The sequence below is a fragment of the Halomonas alkalicola genome (assembly GCF_030704205.1).
In the GTDB taxonomy this organism is placed as follows: Bacteria; Pseudomonadota; Gammaproteobacteria; order Pseudomonadales; family Halomonadaceae; genus Halomonas; species Halomonas alkalicola.
In genome coordinates, this window is record NZ_CP131913.1 from 1,962,924 (window position 1) to 1,987,113 (window position 24,190).

Sequence of the window (24,190 nt, forward strand, 5' to 3'; positions counted from 1 at the left end):
GATGTCGCATCTGGCCGAGGCAAGGACGCCGCCCCTCGAGGGCAGCCACCTGAAGCTGCTCACCTTCAACATGCAGGTGGGCATTCAGACCTCGGCCTATCACCACTACCTGACCCGCAGCTGGCAGCACCTGCTGCCCCACCCCAAGCGCCTGCGCCGGCTGGACATGGTCAGCGAGGTGCTGGGGCGCTTCGATATCGTCGGCCTCCAGGAGGTCGACGGCGGCAGCTTCCGCTCCAGCAACGTCAACCAGGTGGAGTATCTCGCCGGCCGCGGGGGCTTCCCGCACCATTTCAAGCAGCTCAACCGCAACCTGGGCCGCATCGCGCAGCACAGCAACGGGCTGCTGTCGCGGCTGGCGCCCAGCCGGATCGAGGAGCACCGCCTGCCCGGCACCCTGCCGGGACGGGGTGCCATCCACGCCCGCTTCGGCGAGGGCCCCAACGCTCTGCACCTCTTCGTGGCCCATCTGGCGCTGGGTCATCGCACCCGAGTGCGCCAGCTCGACTATCTCTCCGAGATCATCCAGCCGCTGCGCCACGTGGTGGTGATGGGCGACCTCAACTGCACCCCCGAGCAGCTCCACGGCCACCAGCGCTTCTGCGCCTCGCTGCCGCTGCATCCGGTGCGCCCGCTGCTCAGCTACCCCTCCTGGCAGCCGCGGCGAGCGCTGGACCATATCCTGCTCTCCAACTCCCTGGAGGCCGCCGAGGTCCGGGTGCTGGACCACCTCTTCTCGGACCACCTGCCGATCGCCGTGGAGCTGAACCTGCCCCCCGCCTGCCTGCAGGTCATTACCGCCAGGCTGAGAAATGACAACACCTAGGCGCCGTTGAGGCCACGGGGATGACGATCATCGTCTAATCGGCGATGATGCCCCTCGTTTCCGCCTTCGCACGAGAGTTCTCATGACCTCCCCCACCCGCGAACCGGCCCTGCTTCGAGGCCTGGACGCCTTTACCGACCGCATCGGCACCAGCATTGCCTGGCTGGTGATCATCATGATGCTGGTGCAGTTCGCCATCGTGGTGATGCGCTACGCCTTCAGCATCCACAGTACCGTGATGCAGGAATCGGTGATGTACATGCATGCCGCGGTCTTCATGCTGGGGGCCGCCTGGACCCTGCACCGCGACGGCCATGTGCGTGTGGATATCTTCTATCGGCGACTCTCCGCCCGGGGCCGCGCCTGGGTCGACCTCTGCGGCACCCTCTTCCTGCTGATCCCGGTGGTGCTCTTCATCGCCATCGGCAGCTTCGCCTATGTGCGCAGCAGCTGGGCGATCATGGAGCGCTCGCCGGACGGCGGCATTCCCGGCGTCTACCTGCTCAAGACCCTGATACTCGTGATGATGGCGCTGCTGCTGATCCAGGGCATCGCCCAGCTGATCCGCCAGGTGCTGATCATCCGCCACCGCCTGCCCAACGACACCCCGCAGCACGAGGAGCTCCTGTGATGCTGGCCACCCTCCTCGAGTTCATGCCGCTGATCATGTTCGCCGCGGTCTGCGGCGTGCTGATGCTGGGCTACCCGGTGGCGCTGTCGCTGGCCGGCACCGCCCTGATCTTCGCCGGCATCGGCTATGCGCTGATCCAGATGGGCGTGCCGGTGCCCTTCGAGACCCGCTACCTGGGCGCCATGCCCAACCGCCTCTACGGCATCATGACCAACCAGACGCTGCTGGCGGTGCCGCTCTTCGTGCTGATGGGGGTGCTGCTGGAGAAGTCGCGCATCGCCGAGACCCTGCTCGACGCCATGTCGCTAGCCTTCGGCGCCCTGCGCGGTGGGCTGGGCATCGCCGTGGTGCTGGTGGGCATGCTGCTGGCGGCCTCCACCGGCATCGTCGGCGCCACCGTGGTGACCATGGGGCTGCTCTCGCTGCCCACCATGCTCAAGCGCGGCTACTCGCCTCAGCTTGCCACCGGCAGCATCTGCGCCACCGGCACCCTGGGGCAGATCATCCCGCCCTCCATCGCCCTGGTGCTGCTGGGCGACGTGCTCAACAACGCCTACCAGCAGGCCCAGCTCTCCATGGGGGTGTGGAGCCCTCGCACCCTCTCGGTGGGCGATCTCTTCATCGGCGCCCTGGTGCCGGGCCTGCTGCTGGTGGTGGCCTATATCGTCTACCTGGTGATCACCGCCTGGGTGAAGCCCGATGCCGCCCCACCCGCCGACCGTGACTCCCTGATGAAGGAGCTGGGCCACACCGGCAGCCTCTGGCCGCTGCTGCTCAAGGGGCTGGTGCCGCCGGTGCTGCTGATCGTGGCGGTGCTGGGCTCGATCCTGGGCGGCTTCGCCACCCCCACCGAGGCCTCGGCGGTGGGTGCCTTCGGCGCCTTCCTGCTGGCGCTGGTGAACCGTCGCCTGAGCGTGCCGGTGCTGCGCGACGTGGTGCAGTCCACCGCCCAGGTCACCAGCATGGTGTTCCTGATCCTGATCGGCGCCGCGCTCTTCTCGCTGGTGTTCCGCGCCTTCGGCGGCGAGGAGCTGGTCACCGAGCTGTTCGAGGCGCTGCCCGGCGGCGTGGTGGGCGCCACCCTGGTGGTGATGCTGGTGATCTTCCTGCTGGGCTTCATCCTCGACTTTATCGAGATCACCTTCGTGGTGGTGCCCATCGTCGGGCCGGTGCTGCTGGCCATGGGGGTCGACCCGATCTGGCTCGGCATCATGATCGCGGTGAACCTGCAGACCTCCTTCCTGACGCCGCCCTTCGGCTTCGCGCTCTTCTATCTGCGCGGGGTGACGCCGGACTCCGTGCCCACCTCGGCGATCTATCGGGGGGTGACGCCCTTCATCGCCATGCACCTGGCCATGCTGCTCGCGCTGGCGCTGATGCCGGGGCTCGCCACCTGGCTGCCCTCGGTGCTCTAGCCAAGGACTGGCGCCTCCTGCCGGCTTACTGGCAAAGCGGCGCCAGCCACTGGTGGGCGAGCAGCAGCACCACCGCGTAGCGCCCGCCCTTGGCCACGGTGATCAGCAGGATGGCCCGCCACCAGGGCAGCCGGAAGACGCCGGCCAGCACGGTGAGCGGGTCGCCCACCACCGGGGCCCAGGAGAAGAGCAGGCTCCACTCGCCGAAGCGGAAGTACCAGCGCTCGGCCCGGGCCAGCCCCGCCGGCGAGGCGGGAAACCAGCGCCGGTCCTGGAAGCGGCGCGCATAGCGCCCCATCCAGACGTTGATCAGGCTGCCCAGGGTGTTGCCGGCGGTGGCCACCGCCCACAGCATCAGGGCCGGCTCGCCCAGGCACCAGAGCCGCGCCAGCCAGACCTCGGAGCCCCCCGGCAGCAGGGTGGCGCTGACCAGGGCCACCACGAACAGACTCAGCATTCTCTTCCCTTCTCAGGTGACCGCATGACCGACGCATCCGCCCCGTCCACGCGCGTGATTCCCAATGTGCTGACCATCGCCGGCTCCGACCCCAGCGGCGGCGCCGGCATCCAGGCCGATCTCAAGACCTTCTCGGCGCTGGGCGCCTATGGTACCAGCGTGATCACCGCCCTGACCGCCCAGAACACCCAAGGCGTCAGCGGCGTGCACCCGGTGCCCGCCGAGTTCATCGCCGCCCAGCTCGAGACCCTGCTCGACGACGTGCGCATCGACGCGGTGAAGATCGGCATGGTGGCGAGCCGCGCGGTGGCCGAGGTGATCCGCGCGGCGCTGACCCGCCGCCGTCCCCGCTGGGTGGTGCTCGACCCGGTGATGGTGGCCAAGAGCGGCGACATCCTGGTGGACGATGCCGGCATCCGCGCGGTGCGCGAGGTGCTGGTGCCTCTGGCCGACCTGGTCACCCCCAACCTGCCGGAGGGCGCTGTGCTGCTCGACGCCCCGGTGCCGGGCGACCGCGACGGCATGCTGGCCCTGGCGCCGGCGCTGCGGGCGCTGGGCGCCGGTGCCACCCTGCTCAAGGGCGGCCACCTCGCCGGCGAGGAGTGCCCCGACCTCTTGATCACCGACGAGGCGACCCACTGGATCGAGGGCGCCCGGGTCGACACCGCCAACCTGCACGGCACCGGCTGTACCCTCTCCTCGGCCATCGCCGCCCGCCTGGCCCTGGGCGAGGCCCTGCCGGCCGCGGTGGCGGGCGCCAAGCAGTGGCTGGGCGCGGCCCTGGCCGCGAGCCGGCGCCTTGATGTGGGTCAAGGGCGCGGCCCGGTGCACCACTTCCACGCCTGGTGGTAGGGCGAATCCGGCGTTTTGCTCCTTGCAGGGGCGGCGCCGGCCTCCCATCCTGAAGGTCCCACCCTCGGGAAGCGGAGACCGCCACCATGACCCAGACGCTGCTGTTCGCCTGCGACCTCTCGGCCGAGAACCGCGCCGCCTTCGCCCGGGCCCTGCGCCTGGCTAGCGAACAGGGCGCCCGCCTCGACGTGATCCACGTGCTCGACCCCTACCTGCCGCGGCGGGTGCTGCATGACCTGGAGGAGGCGGTGGTGGCCGACATGCAGGCGATGCTGACCGATATCCGCGAGGACTATGCCCTCCCGGAGCCCCAGATGCTGCTGCAGACGGTGGCCGGCTCTCCCTACGCCGAGATCATCCGCGAGGCCCACGAGCGCGAGGTGGACATGATCGTCCTCGGCGCCCACCGCAAGCGCGGCCAGCCCGACCTCGTCGCCGGCACCACCCTGGCCCGGGTGCTGCGCAGCGCCCCCTGTCCGGTGCTCACGGTGAGCCACCTGGCCAGCCAGGAGTGGCGCGACATCCTGGTGCCGGTGGACTTCTCGCTGACCTCCCGCCATACCCTGCGCGAGACCCTCAAGCGCTTTCCCGAGGCACGACTCACCCTGCTCCACGCCTGGGACATTCCCGGCGAGCGGGAGCTCGGCTCCGACGGCGACTACGCCCGCTGGCGAGACCGCGAGGTGGCGCGGCTGCGCACCCAGCTGGAGCGCGAGACCGAACAGCTGATGGCCGAGCTCGACAGGGTGCCGGAGCTGGAGCTGGTGCTCGAGCAGGGCGACCCCCTGGAGGTGCTGATGACCCGCCTGCGCCGCCAGCCCCCGGACCTGCTGGCCCTGGGCAGCCGCGGCCAGCTGGGCCGACAGAGCCATATCACCGAGCAGCTGCTGGCCGAGCCCCATTGCGACATCATGCTCTGCCGCGCCTGGTAGGCAATATTCGATACAGAACCTCTACGCGATGATAAAGTCTGTACATGACCGCAGACCTATCGCCGGAGGTTCCCCATGCATCGTCCTGCCCATCCCGCCCTGGCTCGGGGCATCCCCGCCCCCCTGGCGGCCCTGCTGCTCGCCCTGCTGCTGACCTGGCTGCCGCTGCGCGCCGACGCCACCCAGACGGTGGAGGTGCGGGGCGTGCAGTTCGCCACCGCGCTGGAGGAGTCCGGCCAGGCCTACCACCTGATCGGCCACGGCCTGTTCCGCTACATGATCTGGACCGCCTATGTCGGGGCCTACTACCAGGCCCCCGAGGCCCTCGAGCCGGCCCCGCTATCGGCCGTACCGCGGCGGCTGGAGCTCGAGTACTTCCACGCCATCGCCGCCGATGACTTCGCCGCCGCCACCCGCGACAGCGTGCGCGAGCGCCTGGGCGACGCCGCCTACGGTGAGCTGCTGCCCGCCCTGAATGCCTTCAACCGAGCCTATCGCAGCGTCGAGCCCGGCGACCGCTACGCCCTGACCTGGGACGGCGAGGCCCTGCGGCTGGCCCTCAATGGCGAGACGCTCCATACCAGTGACGACCCGGCGCTGGCCAACGCGCTCTTCGGCATCTGGCTGGGTGACCGGCCGCTGCGGGACGACTTCCGCGACGCCCTGCTGGGGCGCCGCTGAGCAGGCGCGTGCTACGCTCGCTGCTTCCAGTCAGGCAACGGTCATGAATCATCGGGGAGAGCAGAGATGAAGGCACTGATCCAGCGGGTCACCCGGGCCAGCGTGGCCGTGGAGGGGCGCACCGTGGGCGCCATCGGGCAGGGCCTGCTGGCCCTGGTGGGCGTGGAGAAGGGCGACGAGGAGGCCGCCGCCGACCGGCTGCTGCACAAGCTGTTGCACTACCGGGTGTTCGGAGACGCCGACGACAAGGTGAACCTCAACCTGCAGCAGGTCGACGGCGGGCTGCTGCTGGTCTCCCAGTTCACCCTGGCGGCCGACACCCGCAAGGGGCTCAGGCCCAGCTTCTCCAGCGCCGCCCCGCCCGACGAGGGCCACCGGCTGTTCCACTACCTGCTGGCACGCGCCGAGGCGGCCTGGCCCCGGGTGGAGAGCGGCGAGTTCGCCGCCAACATGGAGGTCTCGCTGGTCAACGACGGGCCGGTGACCTTCCTGCTGGAGAGCTAGCCGCTGAGCTCGGCCTCCATGGCCTCCAGCGCCTCCTCGGCGGCGAGCCACTCGGCCTCCAGGTCATCCAGGCGCGACTTGAGCTCGCCCTGGCGCGCCAGGGTGGCGGTAAGCTCCGCCTTGCGGGCGGCGTCGGTGTAGAGCGCGGCGTCGCCCAGCAGCCCTTCCACCTCGGCCAGTTCCGCCTGGACCTTCTCCATGGCCTGCTCGGCGCGGTCGCGCTGCTTCTTGAGCGGGCGCAGCTTCTCGCGCAGCTCGGCGGCGGCACGTCTTGCCGCCTTGCGATCATCCCTGGGCGCCTCCTCGCCCCTGTCGGCACGCGCCTCGCGGCGCTCGCCCTCGAGGCGCGCCTTGAGCCAGGCCCGGTAGTCCTCCAGGTCGCCGTCGAAGGGCTCGACCCGGTGGTCGGCCACCCGCCAGAACTCGTCCACGGTGGCACGCAGCAGGTGGCGGTCGTGGGAGACGATGATCACCGTGCCCTCGAAGGCCGCCAGCGCCTCGGTGAGCGCCTCGCGCATCTCCAGGTCCAGGTGGTTGGTGGGCTCGTCCAGCAGCAGCAGGTTGGGCTTCTCCCAGGCCACCAGCGAGAGCGCCAGGCGCGCCTTCTCGCCGCCGGAGAAGCGCCCCACCTCGCCGAAGGCGTCATCGCCCTGGAAGCCGAAGCCGCCCAGGAAGTTGCGGATCTCCTGCTCGCTGGCCTTCGGTGAGAGCCGCTGCACGTGCATGAAGGGGGTCGAGGCGAGGTCCAGACCCTCGAGCTGGTGCTGGGCGAAGTAGCCGATGGCCAGGTGCTCGCCGGGTACCCGCTTGCCGGCCAGCAGCGCCAGCTCGCCGGTCAGCGACTTGATCAGGGTCGACTTGCCGGCCCCGTTGGGCCCCAGCAGGCCGATGCGCTGGCCGGGCAGCAGGGTCAGCCTGACCTGGTCGAGCTGGACCTTCGCCTCCCCCGCCTCGTCGCGATAGCCGAGCCGCGCCTCGTCCAGCACCAGCAGCGGGTGGGAGGTCCTGTCGGAGGCGGGAATGGTGAAGTGGAAGGGGGAGTCGGCGTGGGCCATGGCGATATCGCCCATGCGCTCCAGCATCTTGAGGCGGCTCTGGGCCTGGCGCGCCTTCGTGGCCTTGGCCCGGAAGCGCGCCACGAAGCGCTCGATCTCCTCGCGTCGCGCCTGCTGCTTGGCCGCCTCGGCCTGCTGCAGCGCCAGCTTCTCGGCCCGGGTACGCTCGAAGGTGGAGTAGTTGCCGCGGTAGAGCACCAGGCTCTGGCGGTCGAAGTGCACGATGTGATCGCACACTGCGTCGAGGAAGTCGCGGTCGTGGGAGATCAGCAGCAGGGTGCCGGGATAGCGCGCAAGCCACTGCTCCAGCCACAGCAGGGCGTCCAGGTCCAGGTGGTTGGTGGGTTCGTCCAGCAGCAGCAGATCGGAGGGCATGAAGAGGGTGCGGGCCAGGTTGACCCGCATCCGCCAGCCGCCGGAGAAGTCCGACAGCGGGCGCGCCAGGTCCGCCTGGGCGAAGCCCAGCCCCACCAGCAACTGGGCCGCGCGAGACGGCGCGCTGTAGCCGTCCAGCGCCTCGATGGCGCCGTGCAGCTCCGCCTCGCGGTGGGCATCGTGGGCCTCCCGGGCCGCCTCGAGCGCCGCCTGGGTGGCGCGCAGCTCGCGATCGCCGTCCAGCACGTACTCGACGATGGGGCGATCGAGGGCCTCCACCTCCTGGGCCATGTGGGCGATGCGCTGGCCGCCGCTCATCTCGACCTCGCCGCGGTCCGGGGCCAGCTCGCCGAGCAGCAGCTTGAAGAGGCTCGACTTGCCGGCGCCGTTGGGGCCGACGATCCCCGCCTTGTGACCGGCGTGCAGGGTCAGGTCGGCCCCCTCCAGCAGGGCCTGGGTGCCGCGTTGCAGGGAAACTTGGCGCAGTGCGATCATGCGGGCTCCACGGGCTGTGCATGGGGGTCGCCGCCCTGTCGGCGACGACCGATGAAATGAACGATGATTCTACCGAAATGACGGCCGTCCTGCGGCGCCGTCTGAGCGAACACTCCCTGTGGGCGTTCGCCCTGGCCCTCTACGCCCGCCCCGGGGTCGAGGCGGCCTGCCTGGCACTGCAGGACGAGGCCGGCGTCGACGTCTGCGAGCTGCTGTGGCGCTGCTGGCTGCTGCAACATGGCGCCCGGCCCGGCCCGGCAGCCGAGGCGGGAGTGGCCGAGGTGCGCCGCTGGCAGGCCGAGGTCACCGCCCCGCTGCGAACCGTGCGCCGCCGGCTCAAGCCCGAAGCGGCCAGCGATGCCGGGGTCGCCGCGCTGCGCGAGACCCTCAAGCGCGCCGAGCTCGAGGCCGAGCGCGAGGCCCTGACGCGACTCGAGCGACTGGTCCTCGCGGGTGAAAAGCGGCTGTCTCCGACCACCGGCATAAGTACCGAAAAAGTCCTGGAAAGTACCCTTCTCCTGCAGAAAAAAACCCATCTTTCAACGCTTCAGACGCTGATTGCCTCGCTTGACCCTCCCCCGGCCCCACGCTAGCCTGAAAAACACATGTGCGAGCGAAAGGCCCGTGTCGTGCCTGTCATTTTCGCAAGAACGTGACCATCCAAACCGTAAAGGGACTACAAGAATGAAGGCAACCAAGCTGTTGACCACGGCCACCGTCGGCGCCCTGCTTTTCGGGATGTCCGCGGCGGCCCATTCCGCCAACTGGCGCTATGCCCACGAGGAGTTCGAAGGCGATGTCCAGGACGTCTTCGCCATGGCGTTCAAGGAATATATCGAGGAGAACTCCGACAATACCGTCCAGGTCTATCGCTTCGGCGAGCTGGGCGAGTCCGACGACATCATGGAGCAGACCCAGGCGGGCATCCTGCAGTTCGTCAACCAGTCACCCGGCTTCACCGGCGCGCTGATCCCCGAGGCGCAGATCTTCTTCGTGCCCTACCTGCTGCCCACCGATGAAGCGCAGGTCATCGAGTTCTTCAACACCAGCGTGGCCATCAACGAGATGTTCCCGGAGCTCTACGCCGAACAGGGCCTGGAGCTGCTCAAGATGTATCCGGAAGGCGAGATGGTCGTCACCCTGGACGAGCCCTTCACCACCCCGGAAGAGCTGCGCGGCAAGAACATCCGCACCATGACCAACCCGCTGCTCTCCGAGACCTACCGTGCCTTCGGCGCCAGCCCGACGCCGCTGCCCTGGGGCGAGGTCTACGGCGGCCTGCAGACCGGTATCCTGCAGGGTCAAGAGAACCCGATCTTCTGGATCGAGTCCGGCGGCCTCTACGAGGTCTCCCCGAACCTGGTCTACACCGGCCACGGCTGGTTCACCACCGCCATGATGGCCAACCAGGACTTTTTCGACGGCCTCTCCGAGGAGGAGCAACAGCTGGTGCGTGATGCCAGCGAGCATGCCTACGAGATCATCATCGAGCATATCTCGGGCCTGGCCGACGAGTCCCTGGCCAAGATCCAGGCGGCCTCCGACGAGGTCACCGTCACCCGTCTGACCGAGGAGCAGATCCAGGCCTTCCGCGACCGCGCCCCGCGCGTCGAGGAGCGCTTCATCGAGATGACCGGTGAGCGTGGCCAGGCGCTGCTGGAGCAGTTCCACGCCGACCTGGAGGCGGTGACGGCCGACGACTGAGCCGGCCCACAGCGCCTGCGATATCGACACGGGGGGTGGCCGAAAGGCTGCCCCCCTTGTCTTCGGCCCGAACATCCGGCCATGCAGCGTTGAAGCCGGCAAAGCAGCGCCTCCAGGGAGGCGGTAACCTCAGGGTGAGAAGCGCCCGACAGGCGCTCGCGATGCCACGGCGCACGGGGAACGACAGGAGCCCGCCGACATGGAAATGAACGAAGACGACATTGCCGAGAAGAACTACCGCTCGACCCTGCCCGGCCCGCTGGGGGCCATCGACACCTGGATCAGCCGCACCGAGGCGGTGATCCTGGCCGTGGGGGTGATCCTCATGGCCATCAACACCATCGCCAACGTGCTGAGCCGCTTCCTCCTCGGCGAGAGCCTGCACTTCTCCGAGGAGATCAATCGCATCCTGATCGTGATGATCACCTTCGCCGGCATCGGCTATGCGGCCCGCCACGGGCGCCATATCCGCATGTCGGCCATCTATGACGCCGTGCCCACCGGCGGGCGACGCTGGATGATGATCGTCATCAGCCTGTTCACCGCCCTGGTGATGTTCGTGCTCTGCTACTACTCGATCGGCTACATCTCCACCCTCTACGGCCGTGGTCGCGTGCTCCCCTCGCTGAGCATCCCGGTGTGGATGATGTACGTCTGGGTGCCGATCGGCTTCGCCATCACCGGCATCCAGTACCTGCTCACCGCCATCAAGAACCTGACCTCCCGCGACGTCTACCTCTCGACCCATGTGGTGGACGGCTACAAGGACACGGAAACGGAAGTCTGATCCCGATCGGGCTAGCGAGGACACCTCACCATGACAGCCATCATCCTCTCCATCATGATCGTGCTGCTGCTGCTCGGCTTCCCGATGATGACCCCCCTGGCGACGGCGGCGTTCGTCGGGTTCTACATGACCTTCGGCGGCCTCGGCCAGATGGAAACCCTGATCCAGCAGATGATGGGCGGCATCCGCCCCACCGCGCTGATCGCCGTGCCGATGTTTATCCTGGCCGCCGACATCATGACCCGCGGCCAGTCCGCCAACCGCCTGATCAACATGGTCATGGCCTTCGTGGGGCACATCAGGGGGGGGGCCTGGCGGTCTCTACCGCCACCTCCTGCACGCTGTTCGGCGCCGTCTCCGGCTCCACCCAGGCCACCGTGGTGGCGGTGGGGTCGCCGCTGCGCCCGCGGATGCTCAAGGCGGGCTACAAGGACTCCTTCACCCTGGCGCTGATCATCAACTCCAGCGACATCGCCTTCCTGATCCCGCCGAGCATCGGCATGATCATCTACGGGGTCATCTCCGGCACCTCCATCGGCGAGCTGTTCATCGCCGGCATCGGCCCGGGCCTGCTGATCCTGGCCATGTTCTCGGCCTACTGCGTGGTCTACGCCACCATCCACAATGTACCGACCGAGCCCAAGGCGACCTGGAAGCAGCGCGCCGTCTCGGTGAAGGACGCCCTCTGGCCGCTGGGCTTCCCGGTGCTGATCGTCGGCGGCATCTACGGCGGCATCTTCAGCCCCACCGAGGCCGCGGCCGCCTGCGTGCTGTACGCGGTGATCCTCGAGTTCGTGGTGTTCCGCTCGCTGAAGCTGCACCACATCTACGCCATCGCCAAGTCCACCGGCCTGATCACCTCGGTGGTCTTCATCCTGGTGGCGGTGGGCAACGGCTTCTCCTGGATCATCTCCTTCGCCCAGATCCCCCAGACGATCCTCGCCGCCGTGGGCATCAACGAGGCCGGCCCGGTGGGCGTGCTGATCGCCATCTCCATCGCCTTCTTCGTGGCCTGCATGTTCGTGGACCCCATCGTGGTGATCCTGGTGCTGACGCCGATCTTCGCCCCGGCCATCGCCGCCTCGGGCCTCGACCCGGTGCTGGTGGGCGTGCTGATCACCCTGCAGGTGGCGATAGGCTCGGCGACACCCCCCTTCGGCTGCGACATCTTCACCGCCATCGCCATCTTCAAGCGACCCTACTGGGAGGTGATCCGCGGCACGCCACCCTTCATCTTCATGCTGACCCTGGCCGCCGCGCTGATCATCATGTTCCCGCAGATCGCCCTGTTCCTGCGCGACCTGGCATTCCGCTGATCCACTACCCCTGATCCAATAACCTCAAGAGAGGACACGCCATGTTCAATCGGATACTGGTCCCGGTGGACGGTTCCAGGGGGGCGCTGAAGGCCCTGGAGAAGGGCGTCGGCCTGCAGATGCTGACCGGCGCCGAGCTCTATACCCTGTGCGTCTTCAAGCACCACAGCCTGCTGGAGGCCTCGCTCTCCATGGTGCGTCCGGACAGGCTCGAGATCCCCGACGACGCCCTCAAGGAGTACGCCACCGAGATCGCCGTGCAGGCCAAGGCCCATGCCCTCGAGCTGGGCGTGCCGGCCGAGAAGCTGCGCGCCTTCGTCAAGGGTGGGCGCCCCTCGCGCATCATCGTGCGCTTCGCCCGCAAGCGGGAGTGCGACCTGATCGTGATCGGCTCCCAGGGCACCAACGGCGACAAGAGCCTGCTGCTGGGCAGCGTGGCCCAGCGCGTGGCCGGCTCCGCCCACTGTCCCACGCTGGTCGTCTGACCCAGGTGGTATCATGGCTGCGGTCGGGCCGGTCTTGCACCATCGCCGTGCGGAACCGCCCCGCCCCCGCGGAGTCCCATGGTCTCCAATCACCGATGGCGCTTCGCGCCTAACCACAAGGCCCGTTCATGAAGAGACTGCTGACCACCGCTTCCCTGACCGCCCTGCTGGGCGCCGCCCCCCTGGCGCTGGCTGCGCCGGAGACCGACGAGGGGCGTCTCGGCTACAGCCTGGGCGTGACCCTTGGCCAGAGCATCCAGCGGGACGTCAGAGACCTGGACGTGGACGCCTTCACCCAGGCGATCCAGGACGTCTTCGCCGGTGGCGAACTGGCGATGAGCGACGAGGAGATGGCCGAGACCCTGATGCAGTTCCAGCAGCAGGCGATGGCCTCTCGCCAGGCCGAGGCCGAGCAGCGGGCCGAGAACAACCGCGCCGAAGGCGAGGCCTTCCTGGCCGCCAACGCCGAGGCGGAGGGCGTCGAGGTCACCGCCTCCGGCCTGCAGTACCGGGTGCTGGAGTCCGGCGACGGCGCCACCCCGGGCCCCGAGGACAGCGTCGAGGTGCACTACGAAGGCACCCTGATCGACGGCACCGTCTTCGACAGCTCCCTGGAGCGCGGCGAGCCGGTCAGCTTCCGCGTCGATCAGGTCATCGACGGCTGGCAGGAGGCCCTGCAGCTGATGAGCGTCGGCGATAGCTGGGAGATCGTGATCCCCGCCGAGCTGGCCTACGGCGTCCAGGGCCAGGGGCCCATCGGTCCCAACGAGACCCTGATCTTCCGCGTCGACCTGCTCGACGTCATTGATGACTGAGCCCGACGCCGGAGCCCCATGATCCCTTCCTCCCTTCCCGCCGCCGGCCTTGTGCTGGCGGCGTTCGTCGCTGCCCCGGCGGCGGCCGACGCCCTCCCCGAGCTGCCCCGGCTGGGGCTTTCCGGGAGCGACACCAGCGTGATCGGCGTCTCTTCCGGCGGCTACATGGCCACCCAGCTCGCCGTGGCCTGGCCCGAGCGCTTCCAGGGGCTTGCCGTGCTCGGCACTGGCCCCTGGTCCTGCGCCCAGGGCACCCTGCGCCGCGCCCTGGGGCAGTGCATGACCACCCGGCTCGGCCCGCCGCCCCTCGATGAGCTGGAGCAGCGCCTCGCCGGTTACCGCGAGCATGACCGCGTGGGCAGCGCCGAGGCCCTGGCCGAACTGCGCGCCTTCGTCTGGCATGGCAACGCGGACGAGACCGTCGCCCCGGCTCTGGGCGCGGCCCTGGCCCAGCAGCTCGCCGGCTGGCTGGCGGACCCCGAGGCGCAGCTGCGCTTCGTGACCAGTGACAACGTCGGCCACGGCTGGCCCATCGGCCAGCAGGCGACCCCGCCCCCGGCCACCGAGCTGGGCGACTGCCGCCAGGGCGGCGGCACCCACCTGCTGGGCTGCGACCAGGACCTCGCCGGTGAGGCGATGGCCTGGCTCCACAATGCGCCGTCAGAGACAAACGAGGCAGCGGAACCGGGGGCCAACGAGGCGCCGGAGGCGCCCGCCGGCGACCTGCTGCACTTCGATCAGGGCGATTTCGCCGTCAAGGGGCTCGATGACTCGGGCTACCTGTTCGTGCCGGAGGCGTGCAACGAGGGCGGCTGTGGCCTGACGGTCGCGCTGCACGGCTGCGGCATGGGCGCGGAGCAGATCGGCGAGACCTTCGTGCGCCACAGCGGCCTCAACGAGTGGGCCGCCGCCCACGATCGGGTGGTGCTCTATCCCCAGGCCGAGACCAGCCTGGCCAACCCCCAGGGGTGCTGGGACTGGTGGGGCTTCGCCGAGAGCACCTGGCAGCTCCATCCGCTGCACGATACCCGGGAGGGCACCCAGGTTCGCGCCCTCATGGCGATGATCGAGCGACTGCAGGAAGCCGCGACCCCGCCCTGAGGCGGGGTCGCAGCGTCAGCCGAAGACGCCAGTCAGAGCGCCTCGTCGAGGGCCGAGAGCAGGGCATGGGGCGCCGGCGAGTAGAGCACTCGCCGCAGGATGGTCCCCTCGCGATCCACCAGGTAGAGCGACGAGCTGTGGTCGATGGTATAGGCCATGGCCGACTCCGGGGTCTCGACCCGCCGCCAGATCACGCCGTAGCGCTCGGCGAGCTCCTCGAGCTCGGCCTCGCTGCCGGTGGCGCCGATGAAGGCATCGCCGAAGAAGCCGGTGTACTCCGCCAGCCGCTCGAGGGTGTCACGCTCGGGGTCCACCGAGATCATCAGCGGCACCACCCGCTCGCGCTCCGTCTCGTCCAGCTCGGCCAGCGCCTGGCGCACCACGGCGAGGCTCATGGGGCAGACGTCGGGGCAGTAGGTGTAGCCGAAGAAGACCACCGCCAGCTGATCCTCCTCGAGCTGGGCAAGGGAGAACTCCCCGTGGGTCGAGGAGAGCTCGATGGGGCCGCCGGTCGGGCCGTTGCCCGCACCGCTCGTCGCGAACTGCTGCTGGAACCAGCCGTAGCCGCCCACCCCCAGCACCAGCACGATCAGCGCGATTCCCGCCCAGAGTCCCTGTCGTTTCATAGTCGGCTTCTCTCCACCTCGAAATTGAATCCGCTGCCCAGGCGGTGGTCACCGCTGGTGACGATCACCCTGGCCCGCCAGGGCATCACCGCCTCGGTGCAGATCGGGATCTGTCCCTCACCGCGGAAGGCGCCATCGGCCTGACGGGCCAGCGGATAGCGATGCAGCCCCATGTCCATGTCGCGGCCGATGAAGTCCACCACCACCGAGTCCGCCTCGACGCCCTCCAGGGCCACCGACATCGGCAGGAGTTCCAGGGCGCGGATCTCACCCTCGGCCCCCAGGTCCAGCGTCAGGCTAGCCCCCTCGCCCAGGGGCGCCCGACAGGGGCCCTGGCTCAGCTCGCAGCCGGTCTCCTCGACGTACCAGCGCACATTGTCGTCACCGCGAAGACTGTAGCTGGTCAGGTACCAGAGTGCCACGGCCACGGTGCCCAGGGTGAAGAGGACCAGCAGCCGCAGCAGCGGAGGGCGCGAGATGGCCGGGTCGGAGGAGACAGAAGTCGGCATGGTGACGAGGGAAAGTGCTCACGAGAGGAAATGTCGCGGTAAGCTTATCAGCATTCGCCTGTGGCAGAGTGCGCAAGGATGTCGCAGGGCAACCCGATCAAGGAGATGACCATGACAGGCGTGGCAAACGCGCTGGGGCCGCTGTTCCTGCTGATCCTGCTGGGCGCCGCCCTGGGCCGGCTGCGCCAGCCGGGCGGCGACTTCTGGCCCCTGCTGGAGCGGCTGATCTACTTCCTGCTGTTTCCCGCCATGCTGGTGTCGACCCTGGCCACCGCCGACGTCAGCCAGGTGCCGGTGGCGCGCGTGGCCCTGGCCCTGCTCGGCGCCATGGGCCTCTTCGGCGTCCTGCTGTGGAGATTGCGAGGCTGGCTGGGCCTCGACCCGCCGGCCTTCACCTCGGCCTTCCAGGGGGCGCTGCGCTTCAACACCTACGTGGGGGTGGCCGGGGCCGCCGCCCTGCACGGCACGCCGGGGGCCACCGTGGCCGCTGTGGCCGTGGCGCTGATGGTGCCGGTGGTCAACGTCATGTGCGTGGCGAGCTTCATCGCCGCCGGGACCCTCGGTGCCGGCAGCCTCGGCAGGAGCCTGGCGGCGCTGGCCCGCAACCCGCTGATCCTCGGCTGCCTGATCGGCATCGGCCTGAACGTGAGCGGCATCGGGCTGCCGGGGTGGAGCGCGGACACGGTGGAGCTGCTCGGCCGCGCCGCCCTGCCGCTGGGCCTGGTGGCGGTCGGGGTGGCGCTGCGCCCCGAGGCGCTGCTGCGCCTCGATCGCGGCGTCTGGGTCACCAACGCCATCAAGCTGGGGCTGATGCCTGCCCTGGTGCTGCTGCTCGCCCTGGCGCTGGGTCTCGACCCGGTGAGCCGAGACGTGGCGCTGCTGTTCGCCGCCCTGCCCACCGCTACCTCCGCCTATATCCTGGCGCGCCAGCTGGGCGGCGACGCCGAGATGATGGCGGCGCTGATCACCGCCCAGACCCTGCTGGCCATGGCTACCCTGCCCCTGTGGCTGCGCCTGGCCGGCTAAGGGCACCGCCAGGATAAACGCAAATAAAAAATATTCGCATTACTGTTGACGCCGTAAATGAGAATGATTACTCTTGTTTCCAGTGGCGTTGATGAGCCGCCACTGCCATCGCAGGTACCGCCAGTCACCTGCCATGGTTTCTCCCTCCTCATTGCTAGTCACGGTCTTGCCGCCGCCCTGCCCAGGGCGGCTTTTTTTGGTCTGGAGGGTCCCTCCTCATTGCTGCTCCTTACCACCCCAGGGTCTTGCCGCCGCCCTGCCCAGGGCGGCTTTTTTTGGTCTGGAGGGTCCCTCCTCATTGCTGCTCTTTACCACCCCAGGGTCTTGCCGCCGCCCCATCGAGGGCGGCTTTTTTTCGTTATCACGATTGGCGTGCCGGTCTCAGCGCTGCCCCTTAACGTCGCAAGGCTTTAGACGACTGGTGGGAGATCGGCTCCGCCGGGCGAATGGCGCCGCAGGCGCCCCGGCGGCGTTACTTGAGCTACCGCACACAGCCAAGGAGTCCTTCGGCCTCCCTTCGCCGGGCAGAGCCCAGTTCCTACAACGAATGCTCGGCCTCGGCAGAAACCCACGCCGATCCGCTTAACGGCTGTTTTCATCCCACACAAACAACGAAGCCCCTGCATGGCGGGGGCTTCGAGGAGCGAGGGCAGCGCGTGATCAGTCGACGCGACGGTAGATCAGGTCCCAGACGCCGTGACCGAGGCGCTCGCCGCGGGCCTCGAACTTGGTGAGTGGGCGGAACTCGGGCCGCGGCACGTAGGGGGCGGTCTGGGGCTCGGCGGTGTTGGCATAGCCCGGGGCGGCGTCCATCACCTCGGCCATCCACTCGGCGTAGGCCTCCCAGTCGGTGGCCATATGGAAGGTGCCGCCGACCTTGAGGCGGCTGCGTACCAGCTCGACGAAGGCGGGCTGCACGATGCGCCGCTTGTGGTGCTTCTTCTTCGGCCAGGGGTCGGGGAAGAAGAGCTGCAGGGTGTCGAGGCTACCCTCGGGCAGGCACTCCTCGAGCACCCGCAGGGCGTCCTCCCGGTAGACCCGCAGGTTGGTCAGGCCACGCTTGTCGGCCTCGTCGAGCAGCTTGCCTACGCCCGGGGCATGCACCTCGATGCCGATGAAGTCGGTGTCGGGGTGGGTCTCGGCCTGCTCGATCAGCGAGGCCCCCATGCCGAAGCCGATCTCCACCACCCGCGGCGCGCAGCGGCCGAACAGGGCATCCAGGTCCTGGCGGCCATCGGCCAAGGTCAGGCCCAGCCGCGGCCAGACCTCCTCGAGGCCGCGGGTCTGGGCCTGGGTCATGCGCCCGGCACGCAGCACATAGCTCTTGATGCCGCGGCGGTGCAGCGGGGCGTCCGGGCCTTCCGGTCCGGTGGTGGCGGTATCGTCGCGGGACTGGTCACTCATGGGGCGGTCGGGGCTCTCGTTCTGGGCGCGGGTGTCAGGCGTTCGGTGCGGGCGATCGCTGGAGGCGTCAGCCGTTGATGCGGCCGGCGAAGGGCGAGGAGGGGTCGGCGCTCTGGCGACGCGGCATGCGCCCGGCCAGGAAGGCCTCGCGGCCCGCCTCCACCGCCTTCTTCATGGCGCTGGCCATCAGCACCGGCTGGCGGGCGTGGGCGATGGCGGTGTTCATCAGCACGCCGTCGCAGCCCAGTTCCATGGCCATGGCGGCATCGGAGGCGGTCCCGATCCCGGCATCCACCAGCACCGGCACGCTGGCCTGCTCGATGATCAGGCGGATGTTGTGGGGATTCTGGATGCCGTAACCGGAGCCGATCAGCGAGCCCAGCGGCATGATGGCACAGCAGCCCAGGCGCTCGAGCTCGCGCGCCACGATGGGGTCGTCGCTGGTATAGACCATGACGTCGAAGCCGTCCTTGATCAGCACCTCGGCGGCGGCCAGGGTCTCCACCACGTTGGGGTAGAGGGTCGAGTCGTCGCCCAGTACCTCGAGCTTCACCAGGTTGTGGCCGTCGAGCAGCTCGCGGGCCAGCCGACAGGTGCGCACCGCGTCCTTCGCCGTGTAGCAGCCGGCGGTGTTGGGCAGCAGGGTATAGCGCTCCGGGGAGATCACGTCGAGCAGGTTGGGCTCACCGGCCTCCTGGCCCAGGTTGGTGCGCCGCACGGCGAAGGTGACCACCTCGGCGCCGGAGGCGGCGATCGCCTCGCCGGTCTCGTCGAAGTCGTTGTACTTGCCGGTACCGACCAGCAGGCGGGAGGCGAATTCGCGCCCGGCGACGCGCAGGGGCTGGTCCTGGAAGAAGTCTGTCATCGAGTCTGCCTTGTGTGGTTGTCTTCGCGGTAGGGCGTCGGGCGCGGCGCTCAGCCGCCGCCGATGGCGTGCACGACCTCGACCCGGTCGCCTTCGGCCAGGCGGGTGTCGGCATGTTCGCTGCGAGGCACGATCTCCTCGTTCACCTCCACGGCGATGCGCCGGCCGGCGAGCCCCAGGGACTCGACCAGCTGGGCGACCGTGAGCTCGGGCGCCAGGGTATGCGCCTCGCCATTGAGCTGGATCTGCATGGCCTTCTCTCTGCGCTCCGGTGGCTGTCGTTGCGTTGGCTTTCGGACCCGACATTGTAGCCGAGTCCGCCCGGGCGGGGTACGGTGGCGGCCATGACGCGAGATGAGGAGACCCCGATGCAGGACCGAGGCTGGTGGCTGGGGGCGGCGCTCTCCGGCGCCCTGGTGGTGATGGCGGGGGCCTTCGGCGCCCACGCCCTGGAGGGGCAGCTGGCCCCGCGCCTGGTGGCGGCCTTCGAGACCGGAGTGCGCTACCAGGCCTGGCACACCCTGGCGCTGCTCGCCGTGCTGGCCTGGCGCGCTACGGCGCCCCTGGCGGGACAGCGGCTGGCCATGGGCCTGTGGGCGGCCGGCATGGGGCTCTTCTCGGGCTCGCTCTACGCCATGGCGCTGAGCGGCGCCGGCGGCCTCGGCATGATCACGCCCGTCGGCGGGGTGCTGCTGATCGCCGGCTGGCTGGCGCTGGCCGGCGCGGTGCTGCGCGCTCCGCGGCGCTGAGTGGGCGCGCGGGCCGGTTCAGTCGCGATCGGGCAGCGCGTAGGTGGCGGTGACCAGCGCCACGGGCTCCTCGTCGCCAGCGGAGAAGAGCTGCACCTCGCCCACCGCCAGGCGCCGGCCCAGCTTGAGGATGCGCGCCGTGGCGATGATGTCGCGGTCGCCCCGCGGACGGCGCAGGAAGCGGCAGTGCAGGTCGCTGGTGACCGCCATGGGTTCGGGACCGATCTGGGCCAGGATCGCCACGTAGAGGCAGACGTCGGCCAGCCCCATCAGGGTGGGACCGGAGACGCTGGCGCCGGGGCGCAGGTGGTCGTCGTCGATGGCCAGGCTCATGGTGGCGCGCATGTGATCGACGGCCTCGATGGTTCCGATACGCTGAGGGAAGACCTCGTCGAGGAAGTCCTCGATGGTGGCGGCGGTCATCAGGGTCATCGGCGGGCTCCTTGCAGTGGATAGGGCGAAGTGACGCTGGCGTCAACATAACCGAAAGCGCCCCGGGCAGATACCCGGGGCGCTTCTGGTGCACGGCAGGCCGCGTCGGCCTGCGCGATGCCTTCTTGCTTCGGCTGGGTTACTTCGCCTTGTGCACGGCGCGCCAGTGGTGCAGGAGCGGCTCGGTGTAGCCGGAGGGCTGCACGCGGCCCTTGAAGATCAGGTCGCTGGCGGCCTGGAAGGCGCTGGAGCCCGCATAGTCGGCGCTCATCGCCGTGTAGGCGGGGTCGTTCGCGTTCTGCTCGTCCACCACCTTGGCCATGCGCTCCAGGGTCGCCTGGACCCGGGCGGCGTCGACCACGCCGTGGTGCAGCCAGTTGGCGATGTGCTGGCTGGAGATCCGCAGGGTGGCGCGGTCCTCCATCAGGCCCACATCGTGGATGTCCGGCACCTTGGAGCAGCCCACGCCGTGCTCGACCCAGCGCACCACATAGCCGAGGATGCCCTGGCAGTTGTTGTCCAGCTCCTGCTGGATCTCCTCGTCGGACCAGTTGGCCTCGGCGGCCACCGGCACGCTGAGCAGCTCATCGAGGTAGTCCGGCTCGCCCTGGGCCTCCAGCTCGCGCTGGATGGCGGTGACGTCCACCTGATGGTAGTGCAGGGCGTGCAGGGTGGCGGCGGTGGGCGACGGCACCCAGGCGGTGTTGGCGCCGGCCTTGGGGTGGCCGATCTTCTGCTCCAGCATGGCGGCCATCAGGTCCGGCATGGCCCACATGCCCTTGCCGATCTGGGCGCGGCCGCGCAGGCCGCAGGCCAGGCCGACCTGGACGTTGTTCTTCTCGTAGGCCTGGATCCAGGCGGCGCCCTTCATGTCGCCCTTGCGGATCATCGGGCCCGCTTCCATGGCGGTGTGCATCTCGTCGCCGGTGCGGTCGAGGAAGCCGGTGTTGATGAAGACCACGCGGGAGGCGGCCTCGGCGATACACGCCTTGAGGTTCACCGTGGTGCGGCGCTCCTCGTCCATGATGCCCATCTTGAGGGTGTCGCGGGCCATGCCCAGCAGGTCCTCGACGCGGCCGAACAGCTCGTTGGAGAAGGCAACCTCCTTCGGGCCGTGCATCTTGGGCTTGACGATGTACATGGAGCCTTCGCGGGAGTTGCGCGGCTCACCCTCGCCCTTCTTGAGGTCGTGCAGGGCGATCAGGCCGGTCACGATGCCGTCGAGGATCCCCTCGGGCAGCTCGTTGCCCTCGGCGTCGAGCACCGCCGGGTTGGTCATCAGGTGGCCGACGTTGCGCACGAACATCAGCGAGCGGCCGGGCAGGGTCAGGCTGCCGCCGTCGGGGGTGGTGAAGGTGCGGTCGGCGTGCAGGCGGCGGGTGATGGTCTTGCCGCCCTTCTCCACCTGCTCCTCCAGGTCGCCCTTCATCAGGCCCAGCCAGTTGGCATAGACGCCCACCTTGTCCTCGGCGTCCACCGCGGCCACGGAGTCCTCGCAGTCCATGATGGTGGTCAGCGCCGCCTCGACGACCACGTCCTTGACCCCGGCCGGGTCGGTCTTGCCGATCGGGTGGCTCGGGTCGATCTGGATCTCCAGGTGCATGCCGTGATTGACCAGCAGCACCGACTCGGGGGTCGCCGCCTCGCCGGTGTAGCCCACCAGCTTGCCGGGCTCCTTGAGGCCGGTCTCGCGGCCGCCCTCCAGGGTGATCACCAGGTGGCCATCACGCAGTGCGTACTTGACGGCGTCGCGGTGGGAGCCGGTGGCCAGCGGCGCGGCGCGGTCCAGAACGCCGCGGGCATAGGCGATCACCTTCTCGCCGCGCTTGGGGTTGAAGCTCGTGCCCTTCTCGGCGCCGTCCTCCTCGGAGATGGCGTCGGTGCCGTAGAGGGCGTCATAGAGGCTGCCCCAGCGCGCGTTGGCGGCATTCAGCGCATAGCGGGCGTTGCTCACCGGCACCACCAGCTGCGGGCCGGCCTGGACGGCGATCTCGCGATCCACGTTGGCGGTGGTCACCGCGACCTTGGCGGGGGCCTCGGCCAGGTAGCCGATCTCCTTGAGGAAGGCGCGATAGGCGGCCATGTCACCCACCGGACCGGGATTCTCACGGTGCCAGGCGTCGAGCTGCTCCTGCAGGCGATCGCGTTCGGCGAGCAGTTCGCGGTTCTTCGGGGTCAGATCATGGAAGAGGGCATCGACGCCGGCCCAGAACGCCTCGGCATCGACGCCGGTGCCCGGGAGCGCCTGCTCGCTGATGAAGCGGTCCAGCTCGGCGGCCACCTGAAGGCGATGGCGAGTGACACGTTGGGTCATGTTGGATCTCCTCGTGCTTGGCAGCCGGCGGGTCGCGTGCCAGTCTGCCGGGACAGGGGTGGAGTGACTGCTGTGCCCGTGATTTTGTGGAAAATACTTCCATGTGTAAACCCGCAAAGCGCCGGGATCGCGCTCAGCTAGACCAAAAGATAAGGCAGGCCCGCACAGCTTGCCCGCTTTCCATGGTGTCGGTCCAAGCCCCGGGCCGGCATGGTCGTGCGCCGCGGAGGATTCGATGAGCGACTTCACCCCACTGCAGGCGCTGGGCCCGGTTCGGCTGGTCACCCCCGCCGAGCCGGTGCCCGGCGACGATCACCTGGAGCGCTACCTCGGCCACTACGGCCTGGCCCCACTGCTGGCCGAGCACGTGGGGCTCTACGTGGGCTATGTGGACGCCCGGGACTCCCGGCTCTGGACCCAGGTGTGGAGCCCCGACGACCCGGTCGGCACCGCCTTCGTGGTGCATGGCTACTTCGACCACCTGGGGCTCTACCGCCACCTGCTGGAGCGCCTGCTGGAACGCCGCTGGCGCGTGGTCCTGTGGGACCTGCCTGGCCACGGGCTCTCCAGCGGGCCGCGGGCCTCCATCGATGACTTCGACGACTACGGGGGCTGCCTCCACGCCCTGCAGCAGCACCTGGAGGCGGGGGGGCTCGCCCCGCGCCCCTGGATCGGCGTGGGACAAAGCACCGGCGCGGCGATACTGGCCACCGACGCCCTGACCCGCGGCGACGACGGCCACTGGGCCGGCCTGGCCCTGCTGGCCCCGCTGGTACGCCCCTGGGGCTGGAACCAGTCCAGCTGGCTGCACCTGCTGGTGGGTCCCTTCGTGCGCTCCATCCCGCGCAGGTTCCGCGCCAACTCCACCGACACCGACTTCGCCGCCTTCCTGCGCGAGGGCGACCCGCTGCAGGCCGATCGCGTCGCCATAGGCTGGGTCAGCGCCATGCGCCGCTGGATGCCGCGGCTGCTCGCCCTGCCCCCCACGCCGGTGAAGACCCTGATCCTGCAGGGGGAGCAGGACCTCACGGTGGACTGGGAGTGGAACCTCGCCGTGCTGGAGCGCAAGTTTCCCAATGCCGAGATTCACCGCCACCCCGAGGCGCGCCACCACCTGGTCAACGAGGCCGAGCCGATCCGCCAGGCGCTCTTCGACACCCTGGACCGCTTCATCGACGACCTGGCGCCCGCCGCCGCCCACCGCGAGATCGACCGCCCATGACCGCCCACCGCCGCCCCCTGATCGCCTCCCTGCTCCTCGCCCCCCTGCTGCTGGCCGGCTGCGCCGCCGCCCCCGATCGCCCCGAGACCCTGCGTCAGGCGCTGCTCAACCTCGGCGAGCGCGCCGCCGGCCGGGTGATGGAGGCCTCCGCCCTGCCCAAGCCCCCCGCTGACCAGGTGCTGCTGCTGGCCACTCCGGAGGTGAACGGGGAACTCAGCATCGGCCAGGAGCGCTTCCGCGAGAGCCTCACCCGGGCGCTGCTGGCGGTGAGCGACGGCCCCCAGGTGCTCGACTGGAGCGACAGCATGGGAGAAGGGGGTGGGGAGAACCAGTGGCGCCTGGAGAGCCGGCTGATGGCCGACGGGCCGCGCCTGCGGCTCTCGGACCGGGAGCTTCTGCCCTACCGCCTGACCCTGGTGCTGCGCCGCCCCGGCGGCGACTCGGTGATGTGGGAGGAGAGCCTGCAGGGCGCCCTGGACGCCACGGCGCTGTAGCACCCGTTCACCGGCAACTCTTCTTAGGCTGCTATCGCGATTACTCATGACGCCATAGCGAAAGGCGCCGGGGACAGGTCGGAGAGGGGGTCCGAGGACCAGGGATGGCCGAGGTAGC

26 protein-coding genes and 1 pseudogene are annotated in these 24,190 nt (G+C 69.3%); 18 read left to right on the forward strand and 9 right to left on the reverse strand.

All coding sequences use genetic code 11. The features are described 5' to 3' along the window. Window position 1 precedes the first annotated feature (1 nt). From B6N23_RS09360 to B6N23_RS09370, 3 genes are all read left to right on the forward strand, one after another. On the forward strand, window positions 2–826 hold the full coding sequence (locus tag B6N23_RS09360) for an endonuclease/exonuclease/phosphatase family protein (RefSeq protein WP_305503766.1): 825 nt from the start codon (window positions 2–4) through the stop codon (window positions 824–826). A gap of 82 nt (window positions 827–908) precedes the next feature. Continuing rightward, window positions 909–1,457, forward strand: coding sequence for a TRAP transporter small permease subunit (locus tag B6N23_RS09365; protein ID WP_305498112.1), 549 nt, complete (start codon window positions 909–911; stop codon window positions 1,455–1,457). Further along, window positions 1,457–2,872, forward strand: coding sequence for a TRAP transporter large permease (locus B6N23_RS09370; RefSeq protein ID WP_305498115.1), 1,416 nt, complete (start codon window positions 1,457–1,459; stop codon window positions 2,870–2,872). The genes B6N23_RS09365 and B6N23_RS09370 overlap by 1 nt, the downstream gene beginning before the upstream one ends. Window positions 2,873–2,897: 25 nt before the next feature. Here the strand turns inward: B6N23_RS09370 and B6N23_RS09375 are convergent, their stop codons facing one another. Continuing rightward, the gene (locus tag B6N23_RS09375) at window positions 2,898–3,329 is read right to left on the reverse strand and encodes a YqaA family protein (protein WP_110069027.1); all 432 of its coding nucleotides are present in this window, start codon (window positions 3,327–3,329) and stop codon (window positions 2,898–2,900) included. Window positions 3,330–3,353: 24 nt separating this feature from the next. On the opposite strand from B6N23_RS09375, the gene thiD reads away from it, so the two are divergent. From thiD to dtd, 4 genes are all read left to right on the forward strand, one after another. Next, window positions 3,354–4,181, forward strand: coding sequence for a bifunctional hydroxymethylpyrimidine kinase/phosphomethylpyrimidine kinase (thiD, locus tag B6N23_RS09380; protein ID WP_305498121.1), 828 nt, complete (start codon window positions 3,354–3,356; stop codon window positions 4,179–4,181). Between the two features lie 86 nt (window positions 4,182–4,267). Further along, a complete protein-coding gene (locus B6N23_RS09385; RefSeq protein ID WP_119022669.1) occupies window positions 4,268–5,113 on the forward strand; it encodes a universal stress protein in 846 nt (281 codons plus the stop codon). 75 nt (window positions 5,114–5,188) lie between these two features. Further along, a complete protein-coding gene (locus B6N23_RS09390) occupies window positions 5,189–5,794 on the forward strand; it encodes a chalcone isomerase family protein (protein WP_305498124.1) in 606 nt (201 codons plus the stop codon). Window positions 5,795–5,860: 66 nt separating this feature from the next. After that, window positions 5,861–6,298, forward strand: coding sequence for a D-aminoacyl-tRNA deacylase (gene dtd, locus B6N23_RS09395; protein ID WP_305498126.1), 438 nt, complete (start codon window positions 5,861–5,863; stop codon window positions 6,296–6,298). On the opposite strand, the gene abc-f is transcribed toward dtd, so the two are convergent. Then, complete coding sequence (gene abc-f / locus B6N23_RS09400; protein ID WP_305498130.1) at window positions 6,295–8,223, reverse strand: ribosomal protection-like ABC-F family protein; 1,929 nt, start codon at window positions 8,221–8,223, stop codon at window positions 6,295–6,297. The genes dtd and abc-f overlap by 4 nt on opposite strands. A gap of 20 nt (window positions 8,224–8,243) precedes the next feature. Between abc-f and B6N23_RS09405 the strand changes: the two genes are divergently transcribed. The 7 genes and pseudogenes from B6N23_RS09405 to B6N23_RS09435 all read left to right on the forward strand — a co-directional run bounded on the left by B6N23_RS09405 (window position 8,244) and on the right by B6N23_RS09435 (window position 14,431). After that, entirely contained in the window at window positions 8,244–8,816 is a 573-nt protein-coding gene (locus B6N23_RS09405) for a TIGR02444 family protein (RefSeq protein WP_305498135.1), read from the forward strand. Between the two features lie 91 nt (window positions 8,817–8,907). Continuing rightward, window positions 8,908–9,927 carry a TRAP transporter substrate-binding protein gene (locus B6N23_RS09410; protein WP_305498138.1) on the forward strand — a complete coding sequence of 340 codons (1,020 nt, stop codon included), beginning with the start codon at window positions 8,908–8,910 and terminating at the stop codon, window positions 9,925–9,927. Window positions 9,928–10,126: 199 nt separating this feature from the next. Then, a complete protein-coding gene (locus B6N23_RS09415; protein ID WP_169955995.1) occupies window positions 10,127–10,714 on the forward strand; it encodes a TRAP transporter small permease in 588 nt (195 codons plus the stop codon). 30 nt (window positions 10,715–10,744) lie between these two features. Beyond that, window positions 10,745–12,030, forward strand: a pseudogene (locus tag B6N23_RS09420) (TRAP transporter large permease). A 41-nt stretch (window positions 12,031–12,071) separates the two neighbouring features. Next, window positions 12,072–12,515 (forward strand): universal stress protein, encoded by a 444-nt coding sequence (locus B6N23_RS09425; RefSeq protein WP_169956000.1) that lies wholly within the window; start codon window positions 12,072–12,074, stop codon window positions 12,513–12,515. 128 nt (window positions 12,516–12,643) lie between these two features. Continuing rightward, window positions 12,644–13,330, forward strand: a complete 687-nt coding sequence (gene bamJ, locus B6N23_RS09430) for a BamJ family beta-barrel-assembly machinery protein (RefSeq protein ID WP_305498157.1) — start codon at window positions 12,644–12,646, stop codon at window positions 13,328–13,330. An 18-nt stretch (window positions 13,331–13,348) separates the two neighbouring features. Beyond that, window positions 13,349–14,431: a prolyl oligopeptidase family serine peptidase gene (locus B6N23_RS09435; RefSeq protein ID WP_305498158.1), complete on the forward strand. Its 1,083-nt coding sequence runs from the start codon at window positions 13,349–13,351 to the stop codon at window positions 14,429–14,431. Window positions 14,432–14,463: 32 nt separating this feature from the next. Here B6N23_RS09435 and B6N23_RS09440 read toward each other — a convergent pair whose 3' ends face one another. Next, complete coding sequence (locus tag B6N23_RS09440; protein WP_169956004.1) at window positions 14,464–15,057, reverse strand: SCO family protein; 594 nt, start codon at window positions 15,055–15,057, stop codon at window positions 14,464–14,466. After that, window positions 15,054–15,566, reverse strand: a complete 513-nt coding sequence (locus B6N23_RS09445) for a hypothetical protein (RefSeq protein ID WP_169956006.1) — start codon at window positions 15,564–15,566, stop codon at window positions 15,054–15,056. Before B6N23_RS09445 ends, B6N23_RS09440 begins: the two co-directional genes overlap by 4 nt. Window positions 15,567–15,677: 111 nt before the next feature. Here B6N23_RS09445 and B6N23_RS09450 point away from each other — a divergent pair, with 111 nt between their 5' ends. Then, a complete protein-coding gene (locus B6N23_RS09450; protein ID WP_305498161.1) occupies window positions 15,678–16,592 on the forward strand; it encodes an AEC family transporter in 915 nt (304 codons plus the stop codon). 660 nt (window positions 16,593–17,252) lie between these two features. Here the strand turns inward: B6N23_RS09450 and trmB are convergent. The 3 genes from trmB to thiS form a co-directional block, all read right to left on the reverse strand. After that, window positions 17,253–17,996: a tRNA (guanosine(46)-N7)-methyltransferase TrmB gene (trmB, locus tag B6N23_RS09455; protein WP_169956008.1), complete on the reverse strand. Its 744-nt coding sequence runs from the start codon at window positions 17,994–17,996 to the stop codon at window positions 17,253–17,255. Between the two features lie 67 nt (window positions 17,997–18,063). Beyond that, on the reverse strand, window positions 18,064–18,861 hold the full coding sequence (locus tag B6N23_RS09460; RefSeq protein WP_305498165.1) for a thiazole synthase: 798 nt from the start codon (window positions 18,859–18,861) through the stop codon (window positions 18,064–18,066). Window positions 18,862–18,911: 50 nt separating this feature from the next. Beyond that, window positions 18,912–19,112 carry a sulfur carrier protein ThiS gene (thiS, locus tag B6N23_RS09465; RefSeq protein WP_119022683.1) on the reverse strand — a complete coding sequence of 67 codons (201 nt, stop codon included), beginning with the start codon at window positions 19,110–19,112 and terminating at the stop codon, window positions 18,912–18,914. Window positions 19,113–19,205: 93 nt separating this feature from the next. On the opposite strand from thiS, the gene B6N23_RS09470 reads away from it, so the two are divergent. Then, window positions 19,206–19,610 carry a DUF423 domain-containing protein gene (locus B6N23_RS09470; protein ID WP_379686351.1) on the forward strand — a complete coding sequence of 135 codons (405 nt, stop codon included), beginning with the start codon at window positions 19,206–19,208 and terminating at the stop codon, window positions 19,608–19,610. Between the two features lie 18 nt (window positions 19,611–19,628). On the opposite strand, the gene B6N23_RS09475 is transcribed toward B6N23_RS09470, so the two are convergent. Beyond that, window positions 19,629–20,042, reverse strand: a complete 414-nt coding sequence (locus B6N23_RS09475; RefSeq protein ID WP_302140230.1) for a PaaI family thioesterase — start codon at window positions 20,040–20,042, stop codon at window positions 19,629–19,631. A 139-nt stretch (window positions 20,043–20,181) separates the two neighbouring features. Beyond that, entirely contained in the window at window positions 20,182–22,356 is a 2,175-nt protein-coding gene (locus tag B6N23_RS09480) for a malate synthase G (RefSeq protein ID WP_305498168.1), read from the reverse strand. A 235-nt stretch (window positions 22,357–22,591) separates the two neighbouring features. Here B6N23_RS09480 and B6N23_RS09485 point away from each other — a divergent pair, with 235 nt between their 5' ends. After that, window positions 22,592–23,578, forward strand: a complete 987-nt coding sequence (locus B6N23_RS09485) for an alpha/beta hydrolase (RefSeq protein WP_305498171.1) — start codon at window positions 22,592–22,594, stop codon at window positions 23,576–23,578. Further along, the gene (locus B6N23_RS09490) at window positions 23,575–24,072 is read left to right on the forward strand and encodes a hypothetical protein (protein WP_302140224.1); all 498 of its coding nucleotides are present in this window, start codon (window positions 23,575–23,577) and stop codon (window positions 24,070–24,072) included. The genes B6N23_RS09485 and B6N23_RS09490 overlap by 4 nt, the downstream gene beginning before the upstream one ends. The last annotated feature ends 118 nt before the right edge of the window (window positions 24,073–24,190 follow it).

Excerpts from the sequence above, each read along its gene's own strand:
- B6N23_RS09360 (WP_305503766.1), top strand. The coding sequence starts at position 2 with ATGTCGCATCTGGCCGAGGCAAGGACGCCGCCCCTCGAGGGCAGCCAC.
- B6N23_RS09365 (WP_305498112.1), top strand. The coding sequence starts at position 909 with ATGACCTCCCCCACCCGCGAACCGGCCCTGCTTCGAGGCCTGGACGCC.
- B6N23_RS09370 (WP_305498115.1), top strand. The coding sequence starts at position 1,457 with ATGCTGGCCACCCTCCTCGAGTTCATGCCGCTGATCATGTTCGCCGCG.
- B6N23_RS09375 (WP_110069027.1), bottom strand. The coding sequence starts at position 3,329 with ATGCTGAGTCTGTTCGTGGTGGCCCTGGTCAGCGCCACCCTGCTGCCG.
- thiD (WP_305498121.1), top strand. The coding sequence starts at position 3,354 with ATGACCGACGCATCCGCCCCGTCCACGCGCGTGATTCCCAATGTGCTG.
- B6N23_RS09385 (WP_119022669.1), top strand. The coding sequence starts at position 4,268 with ATGACCCAGACGCTGCTGTTCGCCTGCGACCTCTCGGCCGAGAACCGC.
- B6N23_RS09390 (WP_305498124.1), top strand. The coding sequence starts at position 5,189 with ATGCATCGTCCTGCCCATCCCGCCCTGGCTCGGGGCATCCCCGCCCCC.
- dtd (WP_305498126.1), top strand. The coding sequence starts at position 5,861 with ATGAAGGCACTGATCCAGCGGGTCACCCGGGCCAGCGTGGCCGTGGAG.
- abc-f (WP_305498130.1), bottom strand. The coding sequence starts at position 8,223 with ATGATCGCACTGCGCCAAGTTTCCCTGCAACGCGGCACCCAGGCCCTG.
- B6N23_RS09405 (WP_305498135.1), top strand. The coding sequence starts at position 8,244 with ATGGGGGTCGCCGCCCTGTCGGCGACGACCGATGAAATGAACGATGAT.
- B6N23_RS09410 (WP_305498138.1), top strand. The coding sequence starts at position 8,908 with ATGAAGGCAACCAAGCTGTTGACCACGGCCACCGTCGGCGCCCTGCTT.
- B6N23_RS09415 (WP_169955995.1), top strand. The coding sequence starts at position 10,127 with ATGGAAATGAACGAAGACGACATTGCCGAGAAGAACTACCGCTCGACC.
- B6N23_RS09425 (WP_169956000.1), top strand. The coding sequence starts at position 12,072 with ATGTTCAATCGGATACTGGTCCCGGTGGACGGTTCCAGGGGGGCGCTG.
- bamJ (WP_305498157.1), top strand. The coding sequence starts at position 12,644 with ATGAAGAGACTGCTGACCACCGCTTCCCTGACCGCCCTGCTGGGCGCC.
- B6N23_RS09435 (WP_305498158.1), top strand. The coding sequence starts at position 13,349 with ATGATCCCTTCCTCCCTTCCCGCCGCCGGCCTTGTGCTGGCGGCGTTC.
- B6N23_RS09440 (WP_169956004.1), bottom strand. The coding sequence starts at position 15,057 with ATGAAACGACAGGGACTCTGGGCGGGAATCGCGCTGATCGTGCTGGTG.
- B6N23_RS09445 (WP_169956006.1), bottom strand. The coding sequence starts at position 15,566 with ATGCCGACTTCTGTCTCCTCCGACCCGGCCATCTCGCGCCCTCCGCTG.
- B6N23_RS09450 (WP_305498161.1), top strand. The coding sequence starts at position 15,678 with ATGACAGGCGTGGCAAACGCGCTGGGGCCGCTGTTCCTGCTGATCCTG.
- trmB (WP_169956008.1), bottom strand. The coding sequence starts at position 17,996 with ATGAGTGACCAGTCCCGCGACGATACCGCCACCACCGGACCGGAAGGC.
- B6N23_RS09460 (WP_305498165.1), bottom strand. The coding sequence starts at position 18,861 with ATGACAGACTTCTTCCAGGACCAGCCCCTGCGCGTCGCCGGGCGCGAA.
- thiS (WP_119022683.1), bottom strand. The coding sequence starts at position 19,112 with ATGCAGATCCAGCTCAATGGCGAGGCGCATACCCTGGCGCCCGAGCTC.
- B6N23_RS09470 (WP_379686351.1), top strand. The coding sequence starts at position 19,206 with ATGACGCGAGATGAGGAGACCCCGATGCAGGACCGAGGCTGGTGGCTG.
- B6N23_RS09475 (WP_302140230.1), bottom strand. The coding sequence starts at position 20,042 with ATGACCCTGATGACCGCCGCCACCATCGAGGACTTCCTCGACGAGGTC.
- B6N23_RS09480 (WP_305498168.1), bottom strand. The coding sequence starts at position 22,356 with ATGACCCAACGTGTCACTCGCCATCGCCTTCAGGTGGCCGCCGAGCTG.
- B6N23_RS09485 (WP_305498171.1), top strand. The coding sequence starts at position 22,592 with ATGAGCGACTTCACCCCACTGCAGGCGCTGGGCCCGGTTCGGCTGGTC.
- B6N23_RS09490 (WP_302140224.1), top strand. The coding sequence starts at position 23,575 with ATGACCGCCCACCGCCGCCCCCTGATCGCCTCCCTGCTCCTCGCCCCC.